Annotated in this window: 27 protein-coding genes and 1 tRNA gene; 16 read left to right on the forward strand and 12 right to left on the reverse strand. The window is 64.4% G+C overall.

The window, feature by feature from the left end; genetic code table 11:
* Nucleotides 1-114 precede the first annotated feature (114 nt).
* Complete coding sequence (gene gluQRS, locus NKH03_RS02230) at nt 115-990, reverse strand: tRNA glutamyl-Q(34) synthetase GluQRS (RefSeq protein ID WP_352966981.1); 876 nt, start codon at nt 988-990, stop codon at nt 115-117.
* A gap of 73 nt (nt 991-1,063) precedes the next feature.
* On the opposite strand from gluQRS, the gene NKH03_RS02235 reads away from it, so the two are divergent.
* Both NKH03_RS02235 and NKH03_RS02240 read left to right on the forward strand, forming a co-directional pair.
* Nucleotides 1,064-1,705 (forward strand): DNA-3-methyladenine glycosylase family protein, encoded by a 642-nt coding sequence (locus tag NKH03_RS02235; protein ID WP_352867842.1) that lies wholly within the window; start codon nt 1,064-1,066, stop codon nt 1,703-1,705.
* A 128-nt stretch (nt 1,706-1,833) separates the two neighbouring features.
* Complete coding sequence (locus NKH03_RS02240) at nt 1,834-2,391, forward strand: HNH endonuclease (protein WP_006328497.1); 558 nt, start codon at nt 1,834-1,836, stop codon at nt 2,389-2,391.
* 276 nt (nt 2,392-2,667) lie between these two features.
* On the opposite strand, the gene NKH03_RS02245 is transcribed toward NKH03_RS02240, so the two are convergent.
* Together NKH03_RS02245 and NKH03_RS02250 are read right to left on the reverse strand one after the other, a co-directional pair.
* Nucleotides 2,668-3,186, reverse strand: coding sequence for a disulfide bond formation protein B (locus tag NKH03_RS02245; protein ID WP_352966918.1), 519 nt, complete (start codon nt 3,184-3,186; stop codon nt 2,668-2,670).
* Nucleotides 3,187-3,221: 35 nt separating this feature from the next.
* Nucleotides 3,222-3,809, reverse strand: coding sequence for a YqaA family protein (locus NKH03_RS02250; RefSeq protein ID WP_352966920.1), 588 nt, complete (start codon nt 3,807-3,809; stop codon nt 3,222-3,224).
* Nucleotides 3,810-4,047: 238 nt separating this feature from the next.
* Here NKH03_RS02250 and NKH03_RS02255 point away from each other — a divergent pair.
* A tRNA-Leu gene (locus tag NKH03_RS02255) sits at nt 4,048-4,132 on the forward strand.
* Between the two features lie 42 nt (nt 4,133-4,174).
* Here the strand turns inward: NKH03_RS02255 and NKH03_RS02260 are convergent.
* The 3 genes from NKH03_RS02260 to secA all read right to left on the reverse strand — a co-directional run bounded on the left by NKH03_RS02260 (nt 4,175) and on the right by secA (nt 10,060).
* A complete protein-coding gene (locus NKH03_RS02260; protein ID WP_352966922.1) occupies nt 4,175-5,455 on the reverse strand; it encodes a GNAT family N-acetyltransferase in 1,281 nt (426 codons plus the stop codon).
* A complete protein-coding gene (locus NKH03_RS02265) occupies nt 5,455-6,855 on the reverse strand; it encodes a lipopolysaccharide biosynthesis protein (RefSeq protein ID WP_352966924.1) in 1,401 nt (466 codons plus the stop codon). The genes NKH03_RS02260 and NKH03_RS02265 overlap by 1 nt, the downstream gene beginning before the upstream one ends.
* Nucleotides 6,856-7,327: 472 nt before the next feature.
* The gene (gene secA / locus NKH03_RS02270; RefSeq protein ID WP_352966926.1) at nt 7,328-10,060 is read right to left on the reverse strand and encodes a preprotein translocase subunit SecA; all 2,733 of its coding nucleotides are present in this window, start codon (nt 10,058-10,060) and stop codon (nt 7,328-7,330) included.
* A gap of 248 nt (nt 10,061-10,308) precedes the next feature.
* Between secA and NKH03_RS02275 the strand changes: the two genes are divergently transcribed.
* On the forward strand, nt 10,309-11,226 hold the full coding sequence (locus tag NKH03_RS02275; RefSeq protein ID WP_352867820.1) for a peptidylprolyl isomerase: 918 nt from the start codon (nt 10,309-10,311) through the stop codon (nt 11,224-11,226).
* An 81-nt stretch (nt 11,227-11,307) separates the two neighbouring features.
* On the opposite strand, the gene NKH03_RS02280 is transcribed toward NKH03_RS02275, so the two are convergent.
* Nucleotides 11,308-11,907 (reverse strand): TetR/AcrR family transcriptional regulator, encoded by a 600-nt coding sequence (locus tag NKH03_RS02280; protein ID WP_352966928.1) that lies wholly within the window; start codon nt 11,905-11,907, stop codon nt 11,308-11,310.
* Between the two features lie 5 nt (nt 11,908-11,912).
* On the reverse strand, nt 11,913-12,476 hold the full coding sequence (locus NKH03_RS02285) for a hypothetical protein (RefSeq protein WP_352966989.1): 564 nt from the start codon (nt 12,474-12,476) through the stop codon (nt 11,913-11,915).
* Here NKH03_RS02285 and argJ point away from each other — a divergent pair.
* The 5 genes from argJ (at nt 12,406) to NKH03_RS02310 (ending at nt 15,592) form a co-directional block, all read left to right on the forward strand.
* Nucleotides 12,406-13,647, forward strand: coding sequence for a bifunctional glutamate N-acetyltransferase/amino-acid acetyltransferase ArgJ (argJ, locus tag NKH03_RS02290; protein ID WP_352966930.1), 1,242 nt, complete (start codon nt 12,406-12,408; stop codon nt 13,645-13,647). The two genes, NKH03_RS02285 and argJ, sit on opposite strands and share 71 nt — an antisense overlap.
* A gap of 29 nt (nt 13,648-13,676) precedes the next feature.
* Nucleotides 13,677-14,429 (forward strand): GNAT family N-acetyltransferase, encoded by a 753-nt coding sequence (locus tag NKH03_RS02295; protein WP_352867813.1) that lies wholly within the window; start codon nt 13,677-13,679, stop codon nt 14,427-14,429.
* An 8-nt stretch (nt 14,430-14,437) separates the two neighbouring features.
* On the forward strand, nt 14,438-14,860 hold the full coding sequence (locus NKH03_RS02300) for a (deoxy)nucleoside triphosphate pyrophosphohydrolase (RefSeq protein WP_352966932.1): 423 nt from the start codon (nt 14,438-14,440) through the stop codon (nt 14,858-14,860).
* A 128-nt stretch (nt 14,861-14,988) separates the two neighbouring features.
* Nucleotides 14,989-15,303: a hypothetical protein gene (locus NKH03_RS02305; RefSeq protein WP_352966934.1), complete on the forward strand. Its 315-nt coding sequence runs from the start codon at nt 14,989-14,991 to the stop codon at nt 15,301-15,303.
* A 109-nt stretch (nt 15,304-15,412) separates the two neighbouring features.
* A complete protein-coding gene (locus tag NKH03_RS02310; RefSeq protein WP_352867806.1) occupies nt 15,413-15,592 on the forward strand; it encodes a Flp family type IVb pilin in 180 nt (59 codons plus the stop codon).
* A gap of 89 nt (nt 15,593-15,681) precedes the next feature.
* Here the strand turns inward: NKH03_RS02310 and NKH03_RS02315 are convergent, their stop codons facing one another.
* Nucleotides 15,682-16,557 carry a methyltransferase domain-containing protein gene (locus NKH03_RS02315; protein ID WP_352966936.1) on the reverse strand — a complete coding sequence of 292 codons (876 nt, stop codon included), beginning with the start codon at nt 16,555-16,557 and terminating at the stop codon, nt 15,682-15,684.
* 64 nt (nt 16,558-16,621) lie between these two features.
* Here NKH03_RS02315 and NKH03_RS02320 point away from each other — a divergent pair, with 64 nt between their 5' ends.
* Genes NKH03_RS02320 through NKH03_RS02335 form a run of 4 tightly spaced genes read left to right on the forward strand, consistent with a single transcriptional unit; the run spans nt 16,622 to nt 19,018 of the window.
* Entirely contained in the window at nt 16,622-17,422 is an 801-nt protein-coding gene (locus tag NKH03_RS02320) for a ComF family protein (protein ID WP_352879027.1), read from the forward strand.
* Nucleotides 17,423-17,448: 26 nt separating this feature from the next.
* Nucleotides 17,449-17,718 (forward strand): glutaredoxin 3, encoded by a 270-nt coding sequence (gene grxC / locus NKH03_RS02325; protein ID WP_352966938.1) that lies wholly within the window; start codon nt 17,449-17,451, stop codon nt 17,716-17,718.
* Between the two features lie 11 nt (nt 17,719-17,729).
* A complete protein-coding gene (locus NKH03_RS02330; RefSeq protein WP_352966940.1) occupies nt 17,730-18,596 on the forward strand; it encodes a carbon-nitrogen hydrolase family protein in 867 nt (288 codons plus the stop codon).
* Nucleotides 18,593-19,018 (forward strand): DUF1178 family protein, encoded by a 426-nt coding sequence (locus NKH03_RS02335; RefSeq protein WP_352727932.1) that lies wholly within the window; start codon nt 18,593-18,595, stop codon nt 19,016-19,018. The genes NKH03_RS02330 and NKH03_RS02335 overlap by 4 nt, the downstream gene beginning before the upstream one ends.
* Before the next feature lie 4 nt (nt 19,019-19,022).
* On the opposite strand, the gene NKH03_RS02340 is transcribed toward NKH03_RS02335, so the two are convergent.
* Nucleotides 19,023-19,508, reverse strand: a complete 486-nt coding sequence (locus NKH03_RS02340; RefSeq protein ID WP_352966982.1) for a MarR family winged helix-turn-helix transcriptional regulator — start codon at nt 19,506-19,508, stop codon at nt 19,023-19,025.
* A 94-nt stretch (nt 19,509-19,602) separates the two neighbouring features.
* On the opposite strand from NKH03_RS02340, the gene NKH03_RS02345 reads away from it, so the two are divergent.
* Nucleotides 19,603-20,517, forward strand: coding sequence for a DMT family transporter (locus NKH03_RS02345; RefSeq protein WP_352966942.1), 915 nt, complete (start codon nt 19,603-19,605; stop codon nt 20,515-20,517).
* 116 nt (nt 20,518-20,633) lie between these two features.
* On the opposite strand, the gene ubiG is transcribed toward NKH03_RS02345, so the two are convergent.
* On the reverse strand, nt 20,634-21,383 hold the full coding sequence (gene ubiG, locus NKH03_RS02350; RefSeq protein ID WP_352867791.1) for a bifunctional 2-polyprenyl-6-hydroxyphenol methylase/3-demethylubiquinol 3-O-methyltransferase UbiG: 750 nt from the start codon (nt 21,381-21,383) through the stop codon (nt 20,634-20,636).
* A gap of 346 nt (nt 21,384-21,729) precedes the next feature.
* Here ubiG and NKH03_RS02355 point away from each other — a divergent pair, with 346 nt between their 5' ends.
* A complete protein-coding gene (locus tag NKH03_RS02355; protein ID WP_352966984.1) occupies nt 21,730-21,945 on the forward strand; it encodes a putative glycolipid-binding domain-containing protein in 216 nt (71 codons plus the stop codon).
* Nucleotides 21,946-21,972: 27 nt separating this feature from the next.
* Here NKH03_RS02355 and NKH03_RS02360 read toward each other — a convergent pair whose 3' ends face one another.
* On the reverse strand, nt 21,973-23,814 hold the full coding sequence (locus tag NKH03_RS02360) for a CHASE3 domain-containing protein (RefSeq protein WP_352966944.1): 1,842 nt from the start codon (nt 23,812-23,814) through the stop codon (nt 21,973-21,975).
* Nucleotides 23,815-24,073: 259 nt separating this feature from the next.
* Here NKH03_RS02360 and NKH03_RS02365 point away from each other — a divergent pair, with 259 nt between their 5' ends.
* Entirely contained in the window at nt 24,074-25,327 is a 1,254-nt protein-coding gene (locus NKH03_RS02365) for an aspartate kinase (RefSeq protein WP_352966946.1), read from the forward strand.
* Nucleotides 25,328-25,362 lie beyond the last annotated feature (35 nt).

Genomic DNA, 25,362 nt, shown 5'->3' on the forward strand with positions numbered 1-25,362 from the left:
GACGCTGCTCTACTGCGCTTCAATCCGACGCGCAAAGCGAAACCATTGATCCATGCATCATCGGAATTCAACGGCCGGGACGTTTGGCAGGTGGTTTCCCCGATCTCGCCCGGCTTAAAGCCCGACCATCCGCCTGACGTCATCAGGCGATGCGCCGGCGTTGCGTAAGGCGGCAAGGCCGGTGTCGCCGAGGCTCTTGGACAGCTTTCGTCCATCCGGCCCGAGGATGAGACGATGATGGAAATAGGCAGGCTGCGGCAGCCCGAGGAGTTGCTGCAGCAGGCGCTGCACGCCGGTGGCGGAAAACAGATCCTGCCCGCGCACGACGTGGCTGATGCCTTGCAGCGCATCGTCCATGACGACGGCGAGATGGTAGCTCGTCGGGATGTCGCGGCGCGCCACTATCACGTCGCCCCACTCCCGCGGGCGGGCTTCGACAGAGCGCGTCGCAAGCAGCGTCTCGTCGGAATACTCCGTCCATGACAGGGCCTTGCCGACACGCGCCATGGCGGCGCCGACATCCAGTCGCCAGGCGAAGGGCGTATTCTCGGCGATCCGCCGCTTGCGTTCCTTCATCGGCAGCGCCTTGTCGGCGGCGGGATAGAGCGGTACGCCGTCGGGATCGCGCGGCCAGTCGCGTCCGTGCTTTTCGCTGTCGGTGATAAAGGCGCGGATCTCGCCACGGCTCATGAAGGCGGGATAGACGAGTTCTTCCGCGATCAGCCGGTCAAGCATCGCTTTGTACTCGGCGAAATGCTCGGACTGGCGGCGCACCGGCTCTTCCCAGCCAAGCCCCAGCCATTTCAGGTCGGCAAGCACGCCGGCCTCGAATTGCGGCGTGCAGCGCACCGTGTCGATATCCTCGATGCGCAGCAGCAGCCGGCCGTCACCCTGCGTCGCCAGTTTCTGGTTGAGCAGCGCCGAATAGGCGTGGCCGAGATGCAGGTCGCCGTTGGGGCTGGGCGCGAAGCGGAATGTCAGGAGTGTCATCTCTCGGGCGGCAAACATGTTTTGCGGCGCTTCGCCAATTGCTACCCTGTCGACGGTCAAGGAACAAGAAAGCATGCAGCGTATCGTGACATCGGACGACATTGCCCGGGGGCTCGATGCGCTTTGCGTGATCGACCCGCGCCTGGAAAAGGTACGCGGCATGGCCGGCGAGGTGCCGCTGCGGCTTTCCGAACCGGGGTTTCGAAGCCTGGCTTCGATTGTCGTCTCTCAGCAAGTGTCGCGCGCCAGCGCCGATGCGATCTTCGGCCGGCTGGTCAAACTCGTCGATCCGCTGACGCCGCGGGCTATCCTTGCCGCCGGCGAAGACATGTTTCGCGAGGCCGGCCTGTCGCGGCCGAAGCAGCGTGGCCTGATCGCTGTTGCCCAGGCGGTGGTCGACGGCCTCGACCTGCATCACCTCTGTTCGCTCGATGCCCAGGAGGCGATTACGACGATGACGGCGGTGTCCGGCATCGGTCCATGGACGGCGGAAGTGTACCTGCTGTTTGCCGCTGGGCACCCCGACATCTTCCCAGCGCGCGACGTCGCCTTGCAGAGCGCGGTCGGCCACGCGCTCGGCATCGACCCGCGTCCGCCGGAGAAAACACTGATCCAACTCGCCGAATCATGGAGCCCCTGGCGAGGTGTCGCGTCGCGGCTTTTCTGGTCCTATTATCGCGAAACCAGAGGTCGGGACGCCGCACCGCCGGCCTGAAACCGCAAAAAAGCCTGAAAATCATGTCTTTTTGCCGCTTCGACGACGCGACAATCCGCTTCACATCCCTGTCATGTCGGGCTTACAGTATCCTCGCCGTTCGGTTCTAGAACCAAGGAGGTAAACACGTGACGGTTGCCGTATCTCCGGATGGGCTTCCAGCACTAGTGCTGAATGCGGATTACCGCCCGCTCAGCTATTACCCGTTGTCGCTCTGGTCCTGGCAGGACGCGATCAAGGCGGTGTTCCTCGATCGGGTGAACATCGTCGCCGAATACGAGCACGCCGTCTCCTCGCCGACCTTCTCGATGAAGCTGCCGAGCGTGGTCAGCCTCAAGGCCTATGTGAAGCCGTCGAGGCATCCGGCCTTCACCCGCTTCAACGTCTTCCTGCGTGACCGCTTCCAGTGCCAGTATTGCGGCACGCCGGAGGACCTGACCTTCGATCACGTTATCCCCCGCCATCGCGGCGGTGCCACGACGTGGGAGAATGTCGTTGCCGCCTGCTCGCCCTGCAATCTGAGGAAGGGCGGCATGATGCCGGCGCACGCCAAGATGTGGCCGCTGCAGAAGCCCTTCCAGCCGACAGTGCATGATCTGCACAATAACGGCCGCCTGTTCCCGCCCAACCATCTGCATGAGAGCTGGATGGATTACCTGTACTGGGATGTCGAGCTGGAGCCGTAGAGTTCGGCACATCAGCTATGGCAAGGCAACTGCCGAAGTTGGTGCTGCCCCTCATCCGGCTGCCGCCACCTTCTCCCCGTATAGTGACGGGAAGAAGGGAAGCTGCGGCACCCTCGGCGCATTCCTCGCAACGTTGGTGATTGGCGAAATCGGCGATGACAGCGTCTTTCTCCCCGTCGCCATACCGGGAGAAATGCCCGGCAGGGCAAAGGGGCGGCGGCAACACCTCAAGTCCAGCCGCAGGCCGGGCGGCGCGAGTTTCTGTCTCGCGCTGGCTCAGTCGCGCGCGAAAGCGCCGCGGAAGGCGACGGCGGCGAGGATCAGGCTGGCGATGGCGTTCCAGCCGGCCAGCGACAGGCCAAGGATGCGCAGTGCGGCCTTGTCGCAGGATGGCGGCACGAATTTGTCGAGCGCGTCGAGCACGCCCTTGCCGCCGGTGTCGACCGGTCCAGCACCCGCGGTGCAATCGGTCGGGCCGGCCCACCACTGCCATTCGACGCCGGAGTGATAGACGCCGAGATAGAGGCCGTAGAGCATCAGCAGGCCGCCGACAGCCAGCAGGCCATGCGTCAGCCAAGCCGGTGCGTGCAGCATCGATGCAATCGCCGCCAGCACCATCAGCGGCACGCCGATGTAGTAGGGTGTGCGCTGCTCCAGGCAGAGGTGGCAGGGGATGTAGCCGCCGAGATACTGGAAGCCGAGCGCCGAGCCGACGGTGGCGGCCATGGCGACGGCGAGGAACAGGGCCGTGCGCGTCCGCTGGCGTGCGGGATCGGCATTCATCGTCGCGGTCATTTCAATCGGCTCCGTCCGGCTCGCGATGGCTGTCTTCAGAGGGCGTATTTGACTGTTATATAGAGCAAAATCAGGGCAGCGGCCGCGCCACCGGCGATCAGGCCGAGACGCTTTTCGATGAAATCGCGGATCGGCTCGCCATAGCGGCGCAAAAGCCAGGCGAGCAGCAGGAAGCGGCCGCCGCGCGCCACGATCGCCAGCACGATGAACAGCAGCAAATTGACGCCGATGACGCCGGACAGGATCGTCACCACCTTGATCGGCGGCAAATGGGCCGCGCCCGAAGTGACCAGCATCAGGATGATGAAGCCGACACCCGCGCCCGCGCGCAGCGTCTCGAACTCGTCGTACTTGCCGTAGAATTCGAGGATCGGCCGCGCCACCGCGTCATAGGCGTAATGGCCGATAAACCAGCCGGCGATGCCGCCCAGCACCGAGGCGACGGTGGCGATCAGCGCATAGCGGTAGGCGCGATCCGGCCGCGACAGCGCCATCGGCAGATAGAGCACGTCGGCCGGCACCAGGAACACCGAGCTTTCGACGAAGGCGATGAAGGCCAGCCACCATTCGGCGGATTTGCGGGCCGCCAGCGACAAGGTCCAGTCGTAAAGTCCGCGAAGCATCGCCACTCCTAGCATGTCGCCCCAAAGGTGCGCGGCGATCTTTCCGAACATGCCGCGCTTTGACGCGCCGCCTGTCTAGAAAGATTTTCCGCACTGCACAATGGCAGCGCCGTCACGAAATCGAAAGGCGCAGTTTGGTCGCATCCGGCATGCCGGAGAATTCATGCCGGAGAATTGGCCAGTTGACGAACAGGCTCCCAACCGTATAGTCCCGCGCCATCCAGGCCGCCCGGCCTGAGCCCCTATGGCGGAATTGGTAGACGCGCTCGACTCAAAATCGAGTTCCGCAAGGAGTGCTGGTTCGATCCCGGCTAGGGGCACCAAACTTTTCTCCCGGCAGCCAATCCGTGTTTTGGGACAGGCTCCTACCGCCGTCCCAGCAGGCTCTTCATGCGGTTGCGCAGCAGGCGGGCCATGTTGCGGGTTTCGCGGTAGAGGTGCAGTTGCGAGGCGGCCTGGCGGGTCAGGCGGTCGGCGTCCGGCGTCAGGCCGATCACCAGCGTGCCCATCGGCTTGCGCTCGGCCCACAGCCGGCTCATCACCGGGTGGTCGGGCACGGCGCAGGAATCGGTCATCATGATGTTGGGATCGTCGAGATGCTGCCTGGTCACCTCGATCATCAGCAGCGTGCCGGGCGAATAGCTGGCCAGCGTCTCGTCATAGGCCGTCTTCCAGGTGTAGGCGATGCCGGTTTCGACGAAGACGATCAGGCAGGCGATGGTGCGGCCGTCGAGCGTCAGCGAATGGATGCGGCACATGTCCTGCTCGGCCAGCCGGTGCACGGCCTCGCGGGCGAAGGCGGCGCGGTAGCGGTCGATCGCCATGGCGGTGCGCTCGCGACCCTTCCAGCCGGCCGCTTCCAGCGTCAGGAAGCTTTCGATGGCGTGGCGGATGTCCTCGGGTCCGCGCGCCACGACATGCTCAAGCCTGCCGAGGTCGCCAAGCCGCCGCTTCAGGCGGCGGAATTCGCGATAATGGTGCGCGCGCAGCGAAGCCTTCAGATAATCGTCGCCATCGGTTTCGCTCTCGAGCGCCGGGCGCTGGGTCTGGCCGGTGGTGACCAGCATCAGACCGCGCGTCTCGGCCACGGTGGCAAGCAGGCTCGCCACCGGGCCATCGAGCCGGATATCGGGCAGGACGAACACTTTCGGCAGCTTGAGGTGAGGGCGCGACAGCATCGAGAAGAAGTCCTCGACGACGCCGACCGGGTCGTCGCGGTCGACCAGCGGCGTGCCGAGCGGGCCGAACGGGCTCGACCATGTGCGCATGACCGGCACGCCGAGCGGCATGGCCGGCCGTTCCACCGAGAACGGCACCAGAAGGCGCAGCCGGTTGCGGTATTCGTCGCCGTCGCGGATGACCGCCAGCCGCACCTCGCGATCCTCCAGCCGGGGCATGGCCGGCGCCAGGAAGCGCGGATTGAAGAAGACGTTGGGCTCGATCGCGCGGGCGCAGAGGTAATCCAGCTCCTCGACCAGGTCGAAGCCGGCCGATGCCGGGTAGATGGCGAGTTTGCGCTCGGGCCGGTTGTTGGCGAAGATCTCGATATGAGCGGGGTCGGGGTCGCGGGCCAGCCCGGCAAGGCCGGACACCATGGCGCCGGCGGTGCCGCCGCTGGTTTCCTCAAGCAACGGGATGGCGGCCATCACGCGGCTCCTTTCGCGGGCACGAAGATGAGCATGACGATGCCGAGCTTGCGCCACACCGTGAAGGACAGCGCGCCGGCTTCGAAGATCATGGCAAAGGCGGTGGCCATGGCCGCGCCCCATAGGCCGAACATCGGAATCAGCACCACGTTGAGGGCGATGTTGAAGGCCAGCGTCATGGCATAGACGGCCGCGCAGATGTTCTGGTTGCCGCTCATCGTCAGCAGGCTTTCGCAGGGGCCGACGGCGGCGCGGGCCACGACGCCGAAGACGAGCAGGAACAGCAAGGGATAGCCGCTGCTGAACTCAGGGCCGAACAGCACCAGCATCGGCTCGCCGAGCGCCAGCACCAGCAGCGCCATCAACAGCGATGGCCAGAACGTCCACGACACCGTCTCGCGGGCAAAGGCGGCGAGCCTTTGGGGGTCGCCATGGGTGAACTGCGCATAGCGCTGGGCAACGCCTGCCTTGACGGCGAAATAGACGAAATGCACCAACGCCAGCGTCTTCACCGTGGCGAAATAGACGGCGACGTCGTTGGGATCCATATAGGCGCCGACCATCAGCACGTCGGCATTGGTGAGCAGGAAGAAGAAGCTCTCGACCAGGAAGATCGGCAGCGAGACGACGAACCATTGCGCGAAATGCACCTTCATCGGCCCGGCCGGGATCTGCCGTTCCATGCGCTGGGTGACACCGATCAGCTGACCAAGCGTGGTGGCGTAGGTGGCGGCGATCGAGGCGAAGATCGCCGTCCTGGCGTCAGGAGCGTAGCCGGCCAGCAGCATCAGCGCCATGAACAGCAGGATCAGGATGGGTCGCACCAGATAGGTCGGCGACAGGGCAAACAGCGCCCAGCTGTTGGCGCGTGCCAGTCCCGACAGAAGGTCGGACATGGCGATCATCGGCAGGCAGATGACGCCGAGGATGAACGGGATCACATAGTAGCTTTCGATCCAGGGTGCCGCCAGCCAGACGCCGAGCGCACCGAGCCCGGCGATGAGCGTGGAGGCGAGCAGCACGAACAGACGGCTGGCCAGCACGATGCCGCGCAGTTCGTCCATCAGGCCGCGCTCGCGGTATTCGGGAATGAAGCGGATGACCGAGGTGTGGAAGCCTAGGCAGGCGAGGTTGCCGACGATGACCATCGTCACCCAGACGAGGACGAAGATGCCGTATTCGAACGAGCCCATCCAGCGCGCCATCAGCACCTGGCTGATGAAGGCGATGACGGCGCTGACGATGCGGATGGAGAAGGCGATGACCGACATGCGGCCGGCCTCGCCGCGCTCGTCGGCGGTGAACAGCGCGGCATCGATGCGGCCAAGCAGCGGCCCCATGCGCAGCGCCCAACGCTGCGGCAAGAACCGCCCGGCAGTCGTGGCCGCGGAAAAGCGCACCCCGATTTCTCTCCGTTTTCCGCTTCTTTTTCGAGGTTGGGTGTAGCGAAAACACATTAAGAAACGGTTGGGTGGGGAGCGGTCCGCGCAGCGGACGAAAAGCCAACGATTTGGCTTTTCGAGCGACGAACGCCCGGAGCCATAGCGGAGGGCCGGCAGGCCGCTGGTGCGCCGGTGGCACGACGAAGGGCGAGCGAACGCCGGAGAGTTGCCGGAGGCAAAGGCCCCGTCCGGCCGGTGCAGGATGCGGCTTTGGCGCCATGCAGATCGCCGGCTAGTCGAAGACAATATATATCCGTGGGCGAGGCTGCCTGACTGCGCGAGGTGCCATATCGCCCCCCTCTGGCCTGCCGGCCATCTCCCCCTCAGGTGGGGAGATTGGCTAATCGCGAACGCCAGCGCCGCCCCTCATCCGCCCTTCGGGCACCTTCTCCCCGTATAGTGACGGGGAGAAGGGAAAGAGGCGCCGCGCTTACGCGAACGCCCCATGGCAATGCTTGTACTTCTTCCCCGAGCCGCAGGGGCAGGCTTCGTTGCGGCCGACCTTGCCCCAGGTGGCCTGGTTGTTGGGGTCGCGGTCTTCGGGAGCGACGACGGCGGTTGTCTCCGGGCGGACCAGCAGGGCGGTCTCGCCGCCTTCGAAGTCGTTCTCGCCGGTGGTGCCGTCGATGTGGGTGCCGAACATGTCGGGCGCCTCGGGCGGCGGTGCTTCGGCGGCCTGGCGGACCAGTTCGACGCGCATCAGCTGCGCGGTGACGGCCTGGCGCAGATTGCCCAGCATCGCCTGGAACAGCTCGAACGCCTCGCTCTTGTACTCCTGCAGCGGATCGCGCTGGGCGTAGCCGCGGAAGCCGACGACCGAACGCAGATGGTCGAGATTGACGATGTGCTCGCGCCACAGATGGTCGAGCGTCTGCAGCACCACCGAACGTTCGACATAGCTCATCACCTCAGGGCCGAAGCGCTCGGCGCGCTCCCTGGCGGCGGCGTCGGCGGCCTGCGTGATGCGCTCGCGGATGTCGTCCTCGGCGATGCCCTCTTCCTTGGCCCACTCGTCGATCGGCAGGTCGAGATTGAGGAACTCGGCGACCTCGGCCTTCAAGCCGGCGACATCCCACTGCTCGGCATAGGCGTTTTCGGGAATGGCCTTGGCGACGATCTCGTCGATGACGCCCTCGCGCATCTCGCCGATGGTTTCAGAGAGGCCTTCGCCATCCATCAGCTCGATGCGCTGCTCGAACACCACCTTGCGCTGGTCGTTGGAGACGTCGTCGTATTTCAAAAGGTTCTTGCGGATGTCGAAGTTGCGCGCCTCGACCTTCTTCTGCGCCTTTTCCAGCGCCTTGTTGATCCAGGGATGGATGATCGCCTCGTCTTCCTTGAGGCCGAGCTTCTGCAGCATGCCGTCCATACGCTCGGAGCCGAAGATGCGCATCAGGTCATCCTGCAGCGACAGGAAGAATTTCGAGCGGCCGGGGTCGCCCTGACGACCGGAGCGGCCGCGCAGCTGGTTGTCGATGCGGCGCGATTCGTGGCGCTCGGTGGCCAGCACATAGAGGCCGCCGGCGGCGAGCGCCTTTTCCTTCAGGCGCTCGACGTCGTCACGGATGGCCTTTTCCATGGCCTCGCGCTCGGGGCCTTCCGGCATGTCGCCCAGCTCGTCGGCGATGCGCATGTCGGCGTTACCGCCGAGCTGGATGTCGGTGCCGCGACCGGCCATGTTGGTGGCGATGGTGATGGCGCCGGGCTTGCCGGCCTGGGCGACGATCGCCGCCTCGCGCTCGTGGTGGCGGGCGTTCAGCACCTCGAAGTCCTTGAAGCCTTCCTTGCGCAGGCGTTCGGCCAGCTGCTCGGATTTTTCAATGGAGGTGGTGCCGACCAGCGTCGGCTGGCCCTTGGCGCTGGCTTCGCGGATCTCCCTGACGATCGCCTTGTATTTCTCCTCGACCGTCCGGTAGACCTCGTCGTCCTCGTCAATGCGGATGACCGGCAAATTGGTCGGGATCTCGGTGACGTCGAGATTGTAGATGTTGCCGAATTCCTCGGCCTCGGTCAGCGCCGTGCCGGTCATGCCGGAAAGCTTCTTGTAGAGGCGGAAGTAGTTCTGGAAGGTGACGGAGGCGAGCGTCTGGTTCTCCGGCTGGATCGCCACATGCTCCTTGGCTTCGAGCGCCTGGTGCAGGCCTTCCGAATAGCGGCGGCCCGGCATCATGCGGCCGGTGAACTCGTCGATGATGACGATTTCGCCGTTGCGGACGATGTAGTCCTTGTCCTTCTGGAACAGCCGGTGCGCCTTCAGCGCGTTGTTGACATGGTGGACGATGGCGACGTTCTCGACGTCGTAGAGCGACTCGCCCTTGAGCAGGTCGGCGTCGCGCAAAAGGTTTTCGAGCTTCTCGGTGCCTTCCTCGGTGAAGATCGAGGTCTTCTGCTTCTCGTCGATCTCATAATCCTGCGGCTGCAGCTGGATGATGAAGGTGTCGATGGTGTTGTACATTTCCGAACGGTCCTCGAGCGGACCGGAAATGATCAGCGGCGTGCGCGCCTCGTCGACCAGGATGGAGTCGACCTCGTCGACGATCGCGTAATTGTGACCGCGCTGCACCATCTGGGCGCGCTCGTATTTCATGTTGTCGCGCAGATAGTCGAAGCCGAGCTCGTTGTTGGTCGCGTAGGTGACGTCGGCGGCGTAAGCGGCGCTGCGCTCCTCGTCGGACAGGCCGTGCACGATGACGCCGACCGAGAGGCCGAGGAATTTGTAGACGCGGCCCATCCATTCGGAGTCGCGGGTGGCAAGGTAGTCGTTGACGGTGACGACGTGGACGCCCTTGCCAGCGAGCGCGTTGAGGTAGACCGGCAGCGTCGCCACCAGGGTCTTGCCCTCGCCGGTGCGCATCTCGGCAATGCCACCATTGTGCAGCACCATGCCGCCGATCAGCTGGACATCGAAGGGACGCATGCCGAGCACGCGGCGCGCCGCCTCGCGGGCAGTAGCAAAGGCGGGCACCAAAAGGTCATCGAGCGTGGCGCCGTTGGCGATGTCCTGGCGGAATTTCGCGGTGCGGCCGACCAACTCCTCGTCGGAGAGCGCCCGCATCTCGTTTTCCATGGCGTTGATCGCCTCGACACGAGGCCGGGTCGATTTGACCCGACGGTCGTTGGAGGAACCGAAAACCTTACGGGCGAGACCGCCGAGACTGACCATCCAATGGTCCTTTCGATAGAATTCTCAATCTTGAGATAGGCGCCGGCCGGCCCCATCAATTCCACGTGAACGTGGACAAACACAAAAAGCGCCCGGAAAACGGTTCTGGACGCAAAGTCGTTGGACAGATAAGAGGGGGCTCAACTGATGTCAACGCCGCGCTGGCCCTGCCGGGCGCGCCAAATTCCGCCGCGATCTGGCTGATCTGGAAGCCACCCCCTCCTTACAATCCCCACCGGAGTCACCTTATGTCCTTGTTGTTCCGCCGCGCGTCGCTCGCCAGCCTCGGTCTGGCCTTCGGCCTGTCGGCCCTTTCGCTGTCGCCGCTTATGGCGCAGCAAACCGCTCCCGCTCCGGCGGATGCGGCAGCGCCGGCCGCGGCACCGGTCGATCCGAATACGGTGATCGCCACGGTCAACGGCCAGCCCCTGACCGAGGCCGACCTGGTGCTTGCCGAAGGTGAATTGTCGCAGCAGTTCTCGCAGCTGCCGCCCGAGCAGCGCCGCGCCGCCGCCCTTTCGGCCGCCATCGAAATCCGCGTCATGGCCGCCCAGGCCGTCGCGTCAGGGCTCGACAAGGATCCCGACTTCCAGCGCCGCATGGCCTTCCTGCAGCAGCGCGCGCTGCATGGCGAGATGGTCGAGAAGGGCGTTGTCGACAAGGTCACCGACGCCGAGGTTCGCGCCCGCTACGACCAGGAGATCGCCAACACGCCGCCCACCAACGAGGTGCATGCCCGTCACATCCTCGTGAAGACGAAGGAAGAGGCCGAGGCCATCATCAAGCAGCTCGACGGCGGCGCCGACTTCCAGAAGCTCGCCAACGAGCACACCAGCGATCCCTCGGGCAAGACCAGCGGCGGCGATCTCGGCTGGTTCGGACCCGGCCAGATGGTGCCGGAGTTCGACAAGGCAGCCTTCGCGCTCGAGGTCGGCAAATACACCGAGCAGCCGGTGCAGTCGCAGTTCGGCTGGCATGTCATCAAGCTCGAGGACAAGCGCACCAAGCAGCCGCCGGCCTTCGACGACGTCAAGGACCAGGCCAAGCAGGCGGTCATCCGCGACAAGTATTTCGCGCTGGTCAAGTCGCTGCGCGCCGGCGCCAAGGTCGAGATCCCCGACGCGAAACTGAAGAAGGCGGTCGATACGCTGGAAAGCGCCAAGTAAGCCTGAAAGAATTCTTTGCAAAGGGGCGCGGCAGCCAAGGGTTGCCGCGCCCCTTTTTCGTTGGCCAGCATCGGTCGCCTTTTACCTTCCGGGCGCCGCTATGCCTCGCATCACGTAACCGACTGCCTTGTGTATGGTCGCTTCGTCCTCGTCGAGCCGGTTGGTCAACAGATGCCTCCAGGCGAAGGAGGCGATCAGGTCGGCAACAACAGCCGAATCGATGTCGGCCGGGATTTCGCCTCTTGCCTTTGCGCGTTCGATGATCTGGCCGGTATGGGACCGTCGGCCCAGCGCATAGTCGGCAAGGGCCGCCGCCGCCGTATCATCCGACTGCGCCTCGGCGATCAGCGACCTGAACACGCTGCCCGACGACGTCTCGCGCCAGTGCGAGAACAGGTTCTTCAGGAAGCCGACGAGATCCTCCTCCAGTCGCCCGGTATCGGGAACGTCGACGCGTTTCTGGCGCTGGTAGACCTCGAGCAGCAATGCCGCCTTGCTCGGCCACCAGCGATAGATGGTGGGTTTGCCGGCACGCGCGCGGCGCGCCACCGCCTCGATCGAGAAACCGGCATAGCCGGCCTCGACCAGCACGGCCTCGGCCGCCTCGAGAATGGCATCGGCGCTGTCGGGGTTGCGCCGCGCACCGATCGATCTGCGCGCCGGATCGGCGTCCTCGGCCATTTCTGTCATCCTCGCCAACAAGTTTGCCGGCAGTATAGGTGAGGCCGCGGTGAAACGAAACGGACCGTTTTCAAGCTTCTGAAGTGGCGGTGATGGTCGCGCCGGGCAACGAGTCTGCGATAACCAATTCCTTTGGAGCCTTTATCAGCGTGTTGGTTGGCGAAGCCCCCAACGCAAAAACCCGCCTGTGCGGGGGTCACTGGCGCAATCAGCACCATGGTCGAACAGGTAGCATAGCTGCCCTCACGGGTCAAGGAAAAAATTCCTATCAGCATGAATGGGAAGAACTCGCCGATACTGCGTTCGAGTTCACGCTTGCCGAGGTCCTTGCCCTCGATGACCCCATAACGCCATAGCTCGCGGCGACGCCAACAGATTTGAAATGCAGGCTTAATCCCGAGTTGGCCCGTCCTGCAAAGCGAAGACAACGCCCTTGCGCCCGCGCGGCGTATCGGGCAAACCGGCCTTCCCTTGCGATTTTTGCCGCCCGAGGTCTGCATGTCCACGATGATTTCGCCGCTTGCGCCGAAGAAGTACCCCAAAATGCCGGCCATCGAGGGGGTGCGCATCGCCACCGCCGAGGCGGGGATAAAGTACAAGAACCGCACCGATCTGCTGACCATGGTCTTCGATGAAGGCACTGCCGTCGCCGGCGTGTTCACGAAATCGAAATGCCCCTCGGCGCCGGTCGATTTCTGCCGGCAGAATCTTGGCGCCGGCAAGGCGCGGGTGCTGGTCGTCAATTCCGGCAACGCCAACGCCTTTACCGGCAAGAAGGGCCGCGAGTCGACCGCACTGACGGGTGAGGCGGCGGCGAAGGCGGCGGGCTGCAAGGCAAGCGAGGTTTTCCTGGCGTCGACCGGCGTCATCGGCGAGCCGCTCGACACCAGCAAGTTCAGCCATCTGCTGGCCGGGCTGGTCAGCAACGGCAAGCCTGAGCTGTGGACCGAAGCGGCAAAGGCGATCATGACCACGGATACCTATCCGAAAGTGGCGACCGTGACCGTCAAGCTCGGCGATACCGACGTCACCATCAACGGCATCTCCAAGGGCGCCGGCATGATCGCGCCCGACATGGCAACGATGCTCTCCTTCATCGCCACCGACGCGCCGATCGCGGCACCCGTCCTGCAGGATCTGTTGTCGCGCGGCACGGCCAAGACGTTCAACGCGGTCACCGTCGACAGCGACACCTCGACCAGCGACACGCTGCTGATCTTCGCCACGGGCAAGGCCGCCAAGCGTGGCGCGCCCGAGATAACCGACCCTAGGGATGCCCGCCTTGGCGCGTTCCGCCGGGCGCTCGGCAAGGTGCTGAAATCGCTGGCGCTGCAAGTGGTGCGCGACGGCGAGGGTGCCCGCAAGCAGGTCGAGGTCACCGTCACCGGCGCCAAATCGGCGCGCTCGGCCAAGCGTATCGCGCTGTCGATCGCCAATTCGCCGCTGGTCAAGACGGCGGTCGCCGGCGAGGACGCCAATTGGGGCCGCGTCGTCATGGCCGTCGGCAAGGCCGGCGAGCCCGCCGATCGCGACCGGCTGTCGATCTGGTTCGGCGACAACAGGCTGGCGCATGAAGGCGAGCGCGATCCCTCCTATTCCGAGCAGGCGACGTCGGCCTATATGAAGCGCGACGATATCCGCATCCGCGCCGATATCGGCATCGGCCGCGGCAAGGCGACGGTGTGGACCTGCGATCTCACCAAGGAATATGTCGCTATCAATGGCGATTATCGGAGCTGATGGTTTTGGGCTCCAGGCATCCGGCAAGCATGCTCGCGATCGTGCGCCGCTACGAAGCGGCCGGCTTTCGCGCCTGGCCCGCGGCGGCCGTCCACTATGACGGCACCTGGGTGGTGCGGCTGACCGCCGGCCATCCGGCCAAGCGGCTGAACTCGGTCAATCCGCTCGATCCCGGTGACATCCAGCACATTGCCGACCGTATCGGCCGGGCCAGCCGCCGTTTCGATGCCTATGGCAGGCCGCTGACGTTCCGCATGTCGCCGCTGTCGGGTCCCGATCTCGCCAGCCATCTCGACAAGGAAGGCTGGAGCCGGTTCGACGAGTCGCTGGTGATGCGGCTGCCGCTGGCCGACGCGCAACTCGACGCCGCCATGGACCAGATTCCGCTGAAGGACATCAGCCGCTTTATCGGCGCCTCGCTCAAGGTCAGCGGTTCGGATGTTTCGCTGCGGCCTGGGCTGTCGGAGATCATCGGTGCCATCCAGCCCGAGGCCGGACTGTTCGCGCTCGAAGATGGAACCGAGCCGCTGGCAACGCTTATCTGCGTGCATGACGGCGATCTGGCCGGCCTGTTCGAGATCGCCACCGACAAGTCGGCGCGCAACAAGGGCCACGGCCGCAACCTGATCCTTTCGGCGCTGAAATGGGCGCGACTGCGTGGCGCGCGGGAAGCCTGGCTGCAGGTCGAGGCCGGCAATGTGCCGGCGCTGGCGCTCTACCATTCGCTCGGCTTCGACGAAGTCTATCGCTACCACTACCGCCGGCCGCCCGGGCATGAGTGAAGTTGGGCATGATTGATGTGACGATCGCCGGCAAGCGCCTGCTTCTGGTCGCGGCCTGCGCGCTGGTCGATGCCGACGGCCGGGTGTTGCTGGCGCAGCGGCCCGAGGGCAAGCAGCTTGCAGGGCTGTGGGAATTTCCCGGCGGCAAGGTCGAGCCCGGCGAGACGCCCGAACAATGCATCATTCGCGAACTGCACGAGGAAATCGGCATCGAAACCGACATTCCTTGCCTGGCGCCGCTCACCTTCGCCAGCCACTCCTATGACGACTTCCATCTGCTGATGCCGCTGTTCATCTGCCGGCGCTTTCGCGGCATCGCCCACCCGAGGGAAGGGCAGGCGCTGAAATGGGTGCGGCCGAAGCAGATGCGCGACTACCCGATGCCGCCGGCCGATGCGCCGCTGATCCCGTTCCTCATCGATCTTCTCTGAGGGCGCTCCCGTCCGATTGCCGATCGAGGCGTCGTATCAGCCAGCGTTAATGGAAGATTTATCTCATCGTGAAAAATTGATGCATGGCCGTTCGCGGCCGCGCCGCCGATACGCTGGGGAGCGATAGCATGAGCCTTGACAGGGATTGGGACCCGATCCGGCCCGAGCGCGGCTTTCGCGCCGCGGACGCGGGCATGGGGATATTGCGCATCACGCTGCTGTTCGGTTCGGCCGCGGTGGCGCTGGCGCTGATCGCAACCTCTTTCCTCGACAACCAGACACGCCCGCTGTCTGCTCGCGACGGTCTTGCCGGGCTCGACATGACGGCCACCGGCTCGGTGAGCCATCGCGAAACCTATACGCTGCGCCGCAGTGTGCTGCAGCCGCAGCCCGGTTCGGTCTGCATCATCAGGTCCAATGGCAGAAGCAGCGGCGACTGCTGACATGGTTAAGAGTTTTCGCAAAGGCGGCGGTTTCACCGCCTGTTAAGCCTTTGCCGTTAACCTTTCTTAACAGGTCGGCGGTAAGGTCCGGACGAGAGGGGTTCAGGCCATGAAAGCAGTGCTGCTGCGTTTTCTGAAAGACGAGACGGGCGCCACGGCCGTCGAATATGGCGTGATCATCGCCGTGCTGTCACTGGCCATCGTCGGCGGTATCGGTCAGGTCCGCGACGGGATCATCTGGCTGTTCAGCGACAACAGCAGCAGGCTTGCGAACGCTTTCACACCTTGATCCGGACTAATTCAAAGAGATAGAGCATGATGTCGTCCGAAAACCGCTTCACACTTTTCGGCATCATGCTCTAGCGCCCGCGGGCAGGATCATTGCCGGTCTGGCGCCTCCAGGATTGCCTTCAGCGAAACCTTGGCCGAACCCGGCTTCAGCGGTTTTTGCTGCGATGCGTCGGGCGCCCAGCCGGACATCCAGACAATCGAGAAACTTGCCCTCACGCGGCCATCGGGGTCGGAAAACCGCTCTGCGTAGATCTCCGCCGCGCGGGCAAACAGCGCGCGCGAGCCCGGCCTCCGGCTGCGATCGGCGAGCGCATTGGTCTCGCCCATGGCCCGCAGATCCGCCATCAGGTCAAACAGGCTGTCATAGCGCACCGTCACCGTCTCGACATCGGCGACCGGCAGAGCGAGACCGGCGCGCTGCAGAAGCGCACCGGCCTCGCGCACGTCGGTGAACGGGATGACACGCGGGCTGGCGCCGCCATAAAGCTCGGTCTCCGCCGCAAGCAGGCTTTCGCGCAACTCGAAAAGCGTGCCGGAGCCGGCAAAGGCGCCGAGGAAAAGCCCGTCCGGCCGCAACGCTCGGCGGATCTGGATCAGCATGCCGGGAACGTCGTTCATCGCCTGCAGCGACAGAAGCGAGACCGCCAGATCGAGGCTCTCCGGCTCGAACGGCACGGTTTCGAGCGGTGCGATCAAGCCGGCGCCGCCGCCGTCCAGGAAAGCCGTGTCCGTCTCGACGCGAACAATGTCGGCGACCTTGCCGCTCTCGGCGAGTATTTCGGCTGCCGCCGACGTCTGGCAAAACAGCACCGCCGCCTTGCCGAACCGGCGCTCGACGGCTCCAAGCCGGTCGGCAAGCTCCTCGGCGGTGCGGCGCATGAGGAAGTCCGCGCCGTCGGCCGGCTGGGCAAGCGCGCGCCGCTTGTGCGCCAGCCACAGAGAGGTATCCATTATCGGTTGCAACGGGCGGATCCTTGTTTGTCCATGCTCTAAGATAGTGGATATAGTGACGCGCAGGACCAACCACGTGGCCGATCCGATGCCCAAGATCAAGTCCATCGAGATCCGCAGTCTCGCCCGATCGGCTCTCGGCTGGCCGGCTCGCATCCTGTTTCCGCCGGTGTGCGCCGGCTGCCGGCGGCATGTCTCGCAGCCCGGCGTGCTTTGCGGCGCCTGCTGGCCGAAGCTCAGGCTGCTGGAACGGCCATGGTGCCCGGTGATGGGCACGCCGTTCACCCACCATATGGGCGAAGGCTTTCTATCCGCCGAGGCCATTGCCGATCCGCCGCCTTTCGAGCGGGCGCGGGCGGCGGTCGCTTATTCCGGCGTCGCCCGCCAGATGGTGCAGGGGCTGAAATACCAGGATCGCACCGATCTCGCGCCATGGATGGCGCGCTGGATGGTGCGCGCCGGTGCCGATCTCATCGCGCAGGCGGATGTGGTGGTGCCGGTACCTCTGCACTGGCGGCGCTTTTTCAGGCGACGGTTCAATCAGTCGGCGGAACTGGCAAGGGCGGTCTCGGCGCTCAGCGAATTGCCCTTCGCGCCCTCGGCGGTGCGGCGCGTAAAACTCACCCGCCAGCAGGTCGGGCTGGAGCGGGCTGAGCGCGAGGAGAATGTGCGGGCCGCCTTTCGCGTGCCCGCCGAGGCGGAAATCGAGATCGCCGGCCGCCGAGTGCTTTTGATCGACGATGTCTACACCACCGGCGCCACCGTGCGTTCCGCCACCAAGGCGCTGAAAAGGGGAGGTGCGGCCGCCGTCGACGTGCTGACCTTCGCGCGTGTGTTGCCGGGGGACTTCCGGGCGGACGAGTCCACGACTATATAAGTCGGCAACAACAGCGGAATTTCGTCATGGCCGATGTCACCATCTATACCCGCATGATGTGCGGCTATTGCACGGCAGCCAAGCGGCTGCTCGAACGCAAAGGCGTCGCCTTCACCGAACACGATGCCTCCTTCTCGCCGGAGCTGCGCCAGGAGATGATCTCCCGCGCCCACGGCCGCTCGACCTTTCCGCAGATTTTCGTCGGCGATACGCATGTCGGCGGTTGCGACGACCTCCACGAGTTGGAAGCCGAAGGCCGGCTGGACAGGTTGCTCGCCAACGGCGCGACGAATTGAGGAAGATGGCGATGGGTGTTTTCAAGGCCGCTGCGATCCAGATGCGTTCAGGTGAAAGCCCCGCGCGCAACGCGGTCGATCTCGAACGGCTGGTGCGTGAAGCGGCAAGCCAAGGCGCCACCTATATCCAGACGCCGGAAATGACCGGCGCCCTGATCCGCGACAGGGAGGCGCGCGCCGCGTCCTTCACGTCCGAGGACAAGGATGTCGTCGTCGCGACCGCGCGCGGACTGGCCGAGGAGCTCGGCGTCTTCCTGCATATCGGCTCGACTGCCATCCTGCGCGCCGACGGCAAGCTCGCCAACCGGGCGCTGCTGTTCGGCCCGGATGGCGCCACGCTCGCCACCTACGACAAGATCCACATGTTCGACGTCGATCTCGACAATGGCGAGAGCTGGCGCGAATCCGCCGCCTATGAACCGGGCACCGAGGCCGTCGTCACCGACATCGACGGTGCGAAACTGGGTTTCGCCGTTTGCTACGATCTGCGCTTCCCGCAATTGTTCCGCGCCGAGGCACTGGCTGGCGCCGACCTGCTTTCCGTGCCTGCCGCCTTCACCCGCCAGACGGGCGAGGCGCACTGGCATGTGCTGCTCAGGGCGCGCGCCATCGAGAACGGCGCCTATGTCGTTGCCGCCGCGCAAGGCGGCCTGCATGAAGACGGCCGCGAGACCTATGGTCATTCGCTGATCGTCGATCCGTGGGGCCGCGTCGTCGCGGAAGCCGCGCATGACGAGCCGGCGGTGATCGTCGCGGAGATCGACCCGGCGCAGTCGCTTGCCGCGCGCAAGAAGATCCCCAATTTGAAAAATGCGCGGGATTTTGCCGTCAATGCCGGCCTGGGCAAGGCGCCGCGTCTCAGGGGAGCGGCCTCTTGATCCGTTTTGCCCTGATCTGCGAGCATGAGCACGAATTCGAAGGCTGGTTTCGCAGCAACGACGATTTCGACACCCAGAAGAAGCGCGGCTTTGTCGATTGCCCGACCTGCGGCTCGCACAAGGTGCGGAAAGCGCTGATGGCGCCGGCCGTCTCCACGGCACGCAAGCAGGAAACGATCGCGCTCGCCATGGGCGAGGCGCAGAAGCAGGCTTTGGCGCAGTTGAAGGCGATGGCCGAGAAGGTGCGCGAGAATGCCGACTATGTCGGCGACAAATTCGCCGAGGAAGCCCGAAAAATCCATTTCGGCGAAAGTGATCCTCGCGGCATCTATGGCGAGGCGACGCTGGACGAGGCCAAGAGCCTGGCCGAGGACGGCGTCGAGTTCATGCCGATTCCGGTGTTCCCGGATGATCGAAACTGACAGGCTAGCTCACGCTGCCGATCAATTTCTCAAGCAGCCGAGAGAGCGTTTCCTTTTCTGCCTGTGTCAGGCTCGCTAGAATCTCGTGCTCGTTGGCAACGTGGGCGGTAACTGCCTCGTCGATCAAGGCGAGACCCTTTTCGGTCAACCGCACGACAATGCCGCGCCGGTCGTTGGGGTGTGGTCCGCGCAGGATCAATCCGGACGTTTCGAGCCGGTCGAGCCGGTTGGTCATGGCGCCGGACGTCACCATCGTCGCTTCATAGAGGGCGGTCGGCGTCAGCGCGTAAGGTGAGCCAGAGCGGCGCAGCGTCGCCAGCACATCGAATTCCCCGGACTGCAGTCCGTAACGGGCAAACAACGGCGCCAGCCGCTCGCGGGCGATCAGCGAGGCGGCCTCGTTCAGCCGCCCGAGCACGGCCATCGGCGAGACGTCCAGATCGGGTCGCTCCCGCTTCCATTGCTCGATCGCTCTTGCCGCCCTGTCCAACAGTCTCACCATATATCTTGACGTTAAGAATCTTTCCATTATCTTACGGCAAGATGCAATGCTGGCCAAGGGCCGCTCGCGACAGGGTTCGATTATGAAATTTCTCTGGGATTCAGCGCTCGGCCTGCTGGTCGTCACCGGCGGCCTGCTCGGCCTGACGCTGCCCTTCGGCAAGCTCGCCACGGCGGCCGGCGTTCCGGCCATGGTCTGGGCTTTCGTCATCTCACTTGGCGCCGGCGGCGTGCTGTTGTGCTCCTTGCTGCTGCGCGGCCAGCGTGTCCAACTCACCGCGCACAAATTGCGCTATTTCTTCGTCACCGCCGCAGTGTCCTATGCCGTGCCCAATCTCCTGATGTTCTCGGCCATCCCGCATCTTGGCGCCGGCTACACCGGCATCATGTTCACGCTGTCGCCGGTCATCACGCTGGTCTTCTCGATCCTGCTGCGTGTCCGGCGCCCGAACGTGCTGGGAATTGTCGGCATTGCCGTCGGCTTTGTCGGCGCCATCATGGTGGCGGTGACGCGCGGCGAGGCCGGCGAGCCGGCCGATTTGTTCTGGGTGGTGATGGGGCTGCTCATCCCGGTCAGCCTTGCCGCCGGCAACATCTACCGCACGGTCGACTGGCCGGAAGGCACTGGCCCGATCGAGCTTGCCGTCGGCAGCCATCTGGCATCGGCGGCGATACTGCTGGTCGGAATTCTCGCTCTGTTCGGCGTCACGGCCTTCGCTCCCCTGAGCGGCGTGCCGATGGTGGTCGTCGCGCAGGCTGCGTCGGCGTCGGCGATGTTCGCCTTCTTCTTCCGGCTGCAGGCGGTCGGCGGTCCGGTCTACCTCAGCCAGATCGGCTACGTGGCGGCGGCCGTCGGCTTGTTTGCCGGCACGATCTTCCTCGGCGAACACTATCAGCTGCTGACCTGGGCGGGCGCGGTCATCATCACCGCCGGCGTTTTCATCACCACCAGTGCACAAAATCAGATCAGCACGAAGGCGCAAAGCCAGGCGGCGTGAGCGCCTTCGCGCCTCAGCCGGCGCCGGTTTCGTTCTCTTCGCCACCGGGTGTCGGCCGAGCCGCCCAAGGTGATCTACTGGCGCGGCGGCTATCGGCCGCTCGATTCTGAATAGGGTCAGACCGAACTTTTTTCCGCCAGCACCATGTAGTTGACGTCCATGTCCTTCGAGCGCGCCCAACGGTCGGCGAGCGGATTGTAGGTGACTCCGGTGCGGTCGATGACGGTGAGGCCAGCCCTGCCAAGTGCCTTCTCAAGCTCTTCCGGGCGCACCAGCTTGCCGAACTGGTGGGTGCCGCGCGGCAGCCAGCGCAGCACGTATTCGGCGCCGATGATGGCCAGACCGAGCGCCTTCAGCGTGCGGTTGATGGTGGCCACGAACATGATGCCGCCCGGCCGGACCATCTCGCCGCATTTGGCGACGAACAGGTCGATGTCGGCGACATGCTCGACCACTTCCATGTTGAGGATGACGTCGAATTTCTCACCGGCGTCGGCAAGGTCCTCGGCCGTCGTGGCGCGGTAGTCGACGCTGACATTGCCCTCGGCCGCGTGCAGCTTCGCCACTTCGATGTTTGTTTCGGAGGCATCCGCGCCCACCACCTCGGCGCCAAGACGCGCCATCGGCTCGCACAACAGGCCGCCGCCGCAGCCGATGTCGAGGATGCGCAGGCCCTCGAATGGTCTTGCAGCGCGCGGATCGCGGCCAAAGCGCGTCGCTATCTGGTCGCGGATATAGGACAGCCGGACCGGATTGAATTTGTGCAGCGGACGGAACTTGCCGTTCGGGTTCCACCATTCGGCGGCAAGAGCGGAAAAGCGTTCCACTTCTCCGGCATCGATCGTCGATCGTCGGGGCTCTGGCATCGGTTGGTCTCCTCGACACTACAGCGCCGCGCGTCCTTTTGGATGCGCAAAGGACGCTGTAGCACTTTAGATTCTGCGCATGATCCTTTCCGAAATCGACTCCGATTTCCGGGTCATGCGCTAGGAAGTCGGGCGTGACACCGCGAATGTCAAGGCAGCATTTTTCGATGCGGCCAAAGCAACAGGTTCAGTCAGGACATGTCACCTGTCGAGCACCGCATCGAAACACAATTGGCCCGCCGGGCGAAAAGAGGACAGGCTTCCAGTTCGAAGGAGACGACGATGAAACAGGAAACGGCTTCCATCCCTCTGGCGCCGGCTGGACCTGGAGGGCCACGACGCCTGCCTGCTTTCGGAAACCGGTAGCGGGCGCGGCCTGAAGGGACAGGCCATCTTCGTCCAGGACGGCAAGCCATGCTGCCTTGCCTATGAGGTGGATTGCGATGCCGGCTGGAGCACACGGGCGGCCCGGGTCGACGGCTTTCGCGGCACGCGCAAGCTGCACTACGCGATCGAACGAGGTTCCGACGGCCTGTGGACAAGCTCAGCTGCGTCAGGCTGAAGCGACCAGGATCATTTCCGATACGGCCTAATTCGTGTCCAGCACGTCGCGCAGTTTCGCCGCCAACTGTTCGATGGTGAAGGGCTTGGCCAGGAAGTGCACGTCATGGTCGAGCACGCCATTGTGGACCACGGCGTTCCTGGTGAAGCCGGTGGTGAAGATGACCTTGAGCCGCGGCATGCGCGCGACCGCTTCTTCCGCCAGCTTGCGGCCGTTCATGACCGGCATGACGATATCGGTGAACAGAAGTGCGATGCCGGGGTTTTCCGCCAGCTTCTGCAACGCCTCCTGGCCACTTGCGGCATGGATGACGGTGTAGCCGAGTTCGCGCAAGGCATCCGTGGTGGAGGCGCGCACGCGGGCATCGTCCTCGACGACAAGGATCGTTTCGGTGATCGGAGCCGCAGGGTTCTCGCCGCGCCCGCTCGGCATGACAGGCTCCTCCGGGTCGAAGAATCGCGGCAAGTAGATCTTGACCGTCGTGCCTTCGCCGGGTTCGGAATAGATCTTGACGTGGCCACCCGACTGTTTGACGAAACCGAACACCTGGCTCAGTCCCAGGCCGGTTCCCTTGTTGACCGGTTTGGTGGTGAAAAAGGGCTCGAAAGCCTTGGCTATGATTTCGGGGGCCATGCCCGAACCGGTGTCGCTGACGGCGATCATCACATACTGGCCCGCCTCGACATCGGCATGGGTGGCGGCGTAGCTGTCGTCGAGATGGCTGTTGGCGGTCTCGATGGTCAGCCTGCCGCCATCGCCCATGGCGTCACGCGCGTTGACGGCGAGGTTGAGAATGGCGTTCTCGATCTGACTCGGGTCGGCATGGATCTTCCATAAGCCGCCCGCCAGCACGGTTTCGATGCGGATGGTTTCGCCGAGCGCCCGCCGGATCAGGTCCGACATTCCGGTCAGCAGACGGTTGGCGTCGACGATCTGCGGCGCCAGCGGCTGCTGGCGCGAGAAGGCGAGAAGCCGGGCCGTCAGATTGGCGGCACGGTTTGCCGCGTCGACCGCCGCTTCGATGAATTTTTCGATGTCGTGTTCGCCGCGCGCGAGCTTGCGCTGGGCGAGGTTCATGGCACTGATGATCACAGCCAGCATGTTGTTGAAATCGTGGGCGATTCCGCCCGTCAGCTGGCCGACCGCCTCCATCTTCTGCATCTGGCGTATCTGGGATTCGGCCTTTTCGCGCGTCTGGATCTCATGGCCGAGCGCGATGTTATTGCGCATCAGTTCTTCCTGGGCGAGGACCACCTCGCGGAAGCGGCGGCGCGATTGCCTGATCGTGTAGGCGCCAAGCAGGAAGATCGCCAGCAGCGCCGCCAATGAAACGATGCGCAGCCAGGCTTCGACCTGGTCGGTACGGCTGTCGCGCGCGGCGACGGCGGCGGCGCCGATGCGTCGGATCGTATCCATGCTGGTCCGGATTTCGTTCATGACGGCCTTGCCCTGGCCGCTGCGGACCAGATCCAGCGCCTTCGTCGCATTGCCCTGGTCGTACAGCGCAATCGTCTCGGCCAGTTCAGCCTGCTTTTGCGAAAGCGCGTCCTTGATATGGTTGATCTGCTGGACGACCTGGTCGTCCGGGGCCGTCATGCTGTCGATGCGTGCAAGTTGCCCCGGAATTGCGCCGACAGCCCGCCGATAGGGTTCGAGATAGGATTTCTCGCCGGTCAGCAGATAGCCGCGCTGGCCGCCCTCCGCGTCTTGCGCCAGCGAAAGCAGGCCGGAAAGCAGTTCCTGATACTCGCTTGCCTCTCGCGCGGCGGCGCGATTGGCCCTTTGGCCCTCGACCAGCATGGCGCGGCTGCCGACGATCAGCGCCAACACCGCGAAGCCAGTGAAGAGCGGGAGCGATTGCCATCGCATGGCGCGTCGAAGACGAGCAATCATTTGCCAGACCGAGCCAACAGGAATTCCCCCAAAGGGCAGTATTTCGTAAGCGGCGCGGCGGCGGAACGCAATATGCCAACCTTCTTGAAGCCGGCAATCCGCCGCCAGCCTTGCGAAACCTTCGTCATTTGGCTAAGGAGGCGCGCATTCAGCGGCCGGCGTCAGCCGGTCTTCCGCTTTTCGGGATTCCGCTTTTGGGCTGGGGTCCGGTTTCAGTCAAAGGCATTTCGCTTCCATGGCGCGCATCGTGATGAAATTCGGCGGAACCTCCGTCGCAGACATCGCCCGCATCCGCAATGTGGCGCGTCACGTCAAACGCGAGGTCGACGCCGGCCATCAGGTGGCGGTGGTCGTCTCGGCGATGGCCGGCAAGACCAATGAACTGGTCGGCTGGACGCGCGAGGCCTCGCCGATGCACGACGCACGCGAATATGACGCGGTCGTCGCGTCCGGCGAACAGGTCACGGCCGGCCTTCTGGCAATCACCTTGCAGAACATGGGCGTGCATGCACGCTCCTGGCAGGGCTGGCAGATCCCGATCAAGACCGACAATGCGCATGGCGCGGCGCGCATCCTCGATATCGACGGCGCGTTCCTGATCAAGCGCTTCGGCGAGGGCCAGGTGGCGGTGATCGCCGGATTCCAGGGCATTGGCCCGGACAATCGCATCGCCACGCTAGGCCGCGGCGGCTCCGATACCAGCGCGGTTGCCATCGCGGCGGCGGTCAAGGCCGATCGCTGCGACATCTACACCGACGTCGACGGGGTCTACACCACCGATCCGCGCATCGAGCCCAAGGCGCGGCGTCTGGCCAAGATATCGTTCGAGGAAATGCTTGAAATGGCCTCGCTCGGTGCCAAGGTTCTGCAGGTGCGTTCGGTCGAGCTTGCCATGGTGCACAGGGTGCGTACCTTCGTGCGGTCGTCCTTCGACGATCCCGACGCGCCCGGAATGGGGGATTTGCTCAATCCGCCCGGAACGCTCATTTGCGACGAGGAAGAGATCGTGGAACAGCAGGTCGTCACCGGAATTGCCTATGCCAAGGACGAAGCGCAGATTTCGCTGCGCCGGGTCGGCGACCGGCCGGGCGTTGCCGCCGGCATCTTCGGACCGCTGGCCGAGGCCAACATCAATGTCGACATGATCGTCCAGAACATTTCCGAGGACGGCAAGTTCACCGACATGACCTTTACCGTGCCATCTGGCGATGTCGACAAGGCGCTGGCCGTGCTTGAGCGGCTGAAAGGCGAGATCGGCTACGATGTCGTGCAGTCGGAAGCCGGCATGTCGAAGGTTTCGGTCATCGGCATCGGCATGAGGAGCCATGCCGGCGTCGCCGCCACCGCTTTCAAGGCGCTGGCCGACAAGTCGATCAACATTCGTGCCATAACGACTTCGGAGATCAAGATTTCGATCCTGATCGACGGTCCGTACACCGAACTTGCGGTTCGTACTTTGCATTCCGTCTACGGTCTGGATAAGCAGTAGCGAGAACGATTTGAGTTGTTGCGTGTGCGCCGGTC

The sequence above is a fragment of the Mesorhizobium sp. M1406 genome (assembly GCF_040317555.1).
In the GTDB taxonomy this organism is placed as follows: domain Bacteria; phylum Pseudomonadota; class Alphaproteobacteria; order Rhizobiales; family Rhizobiaceae; genus Mesorhizobium.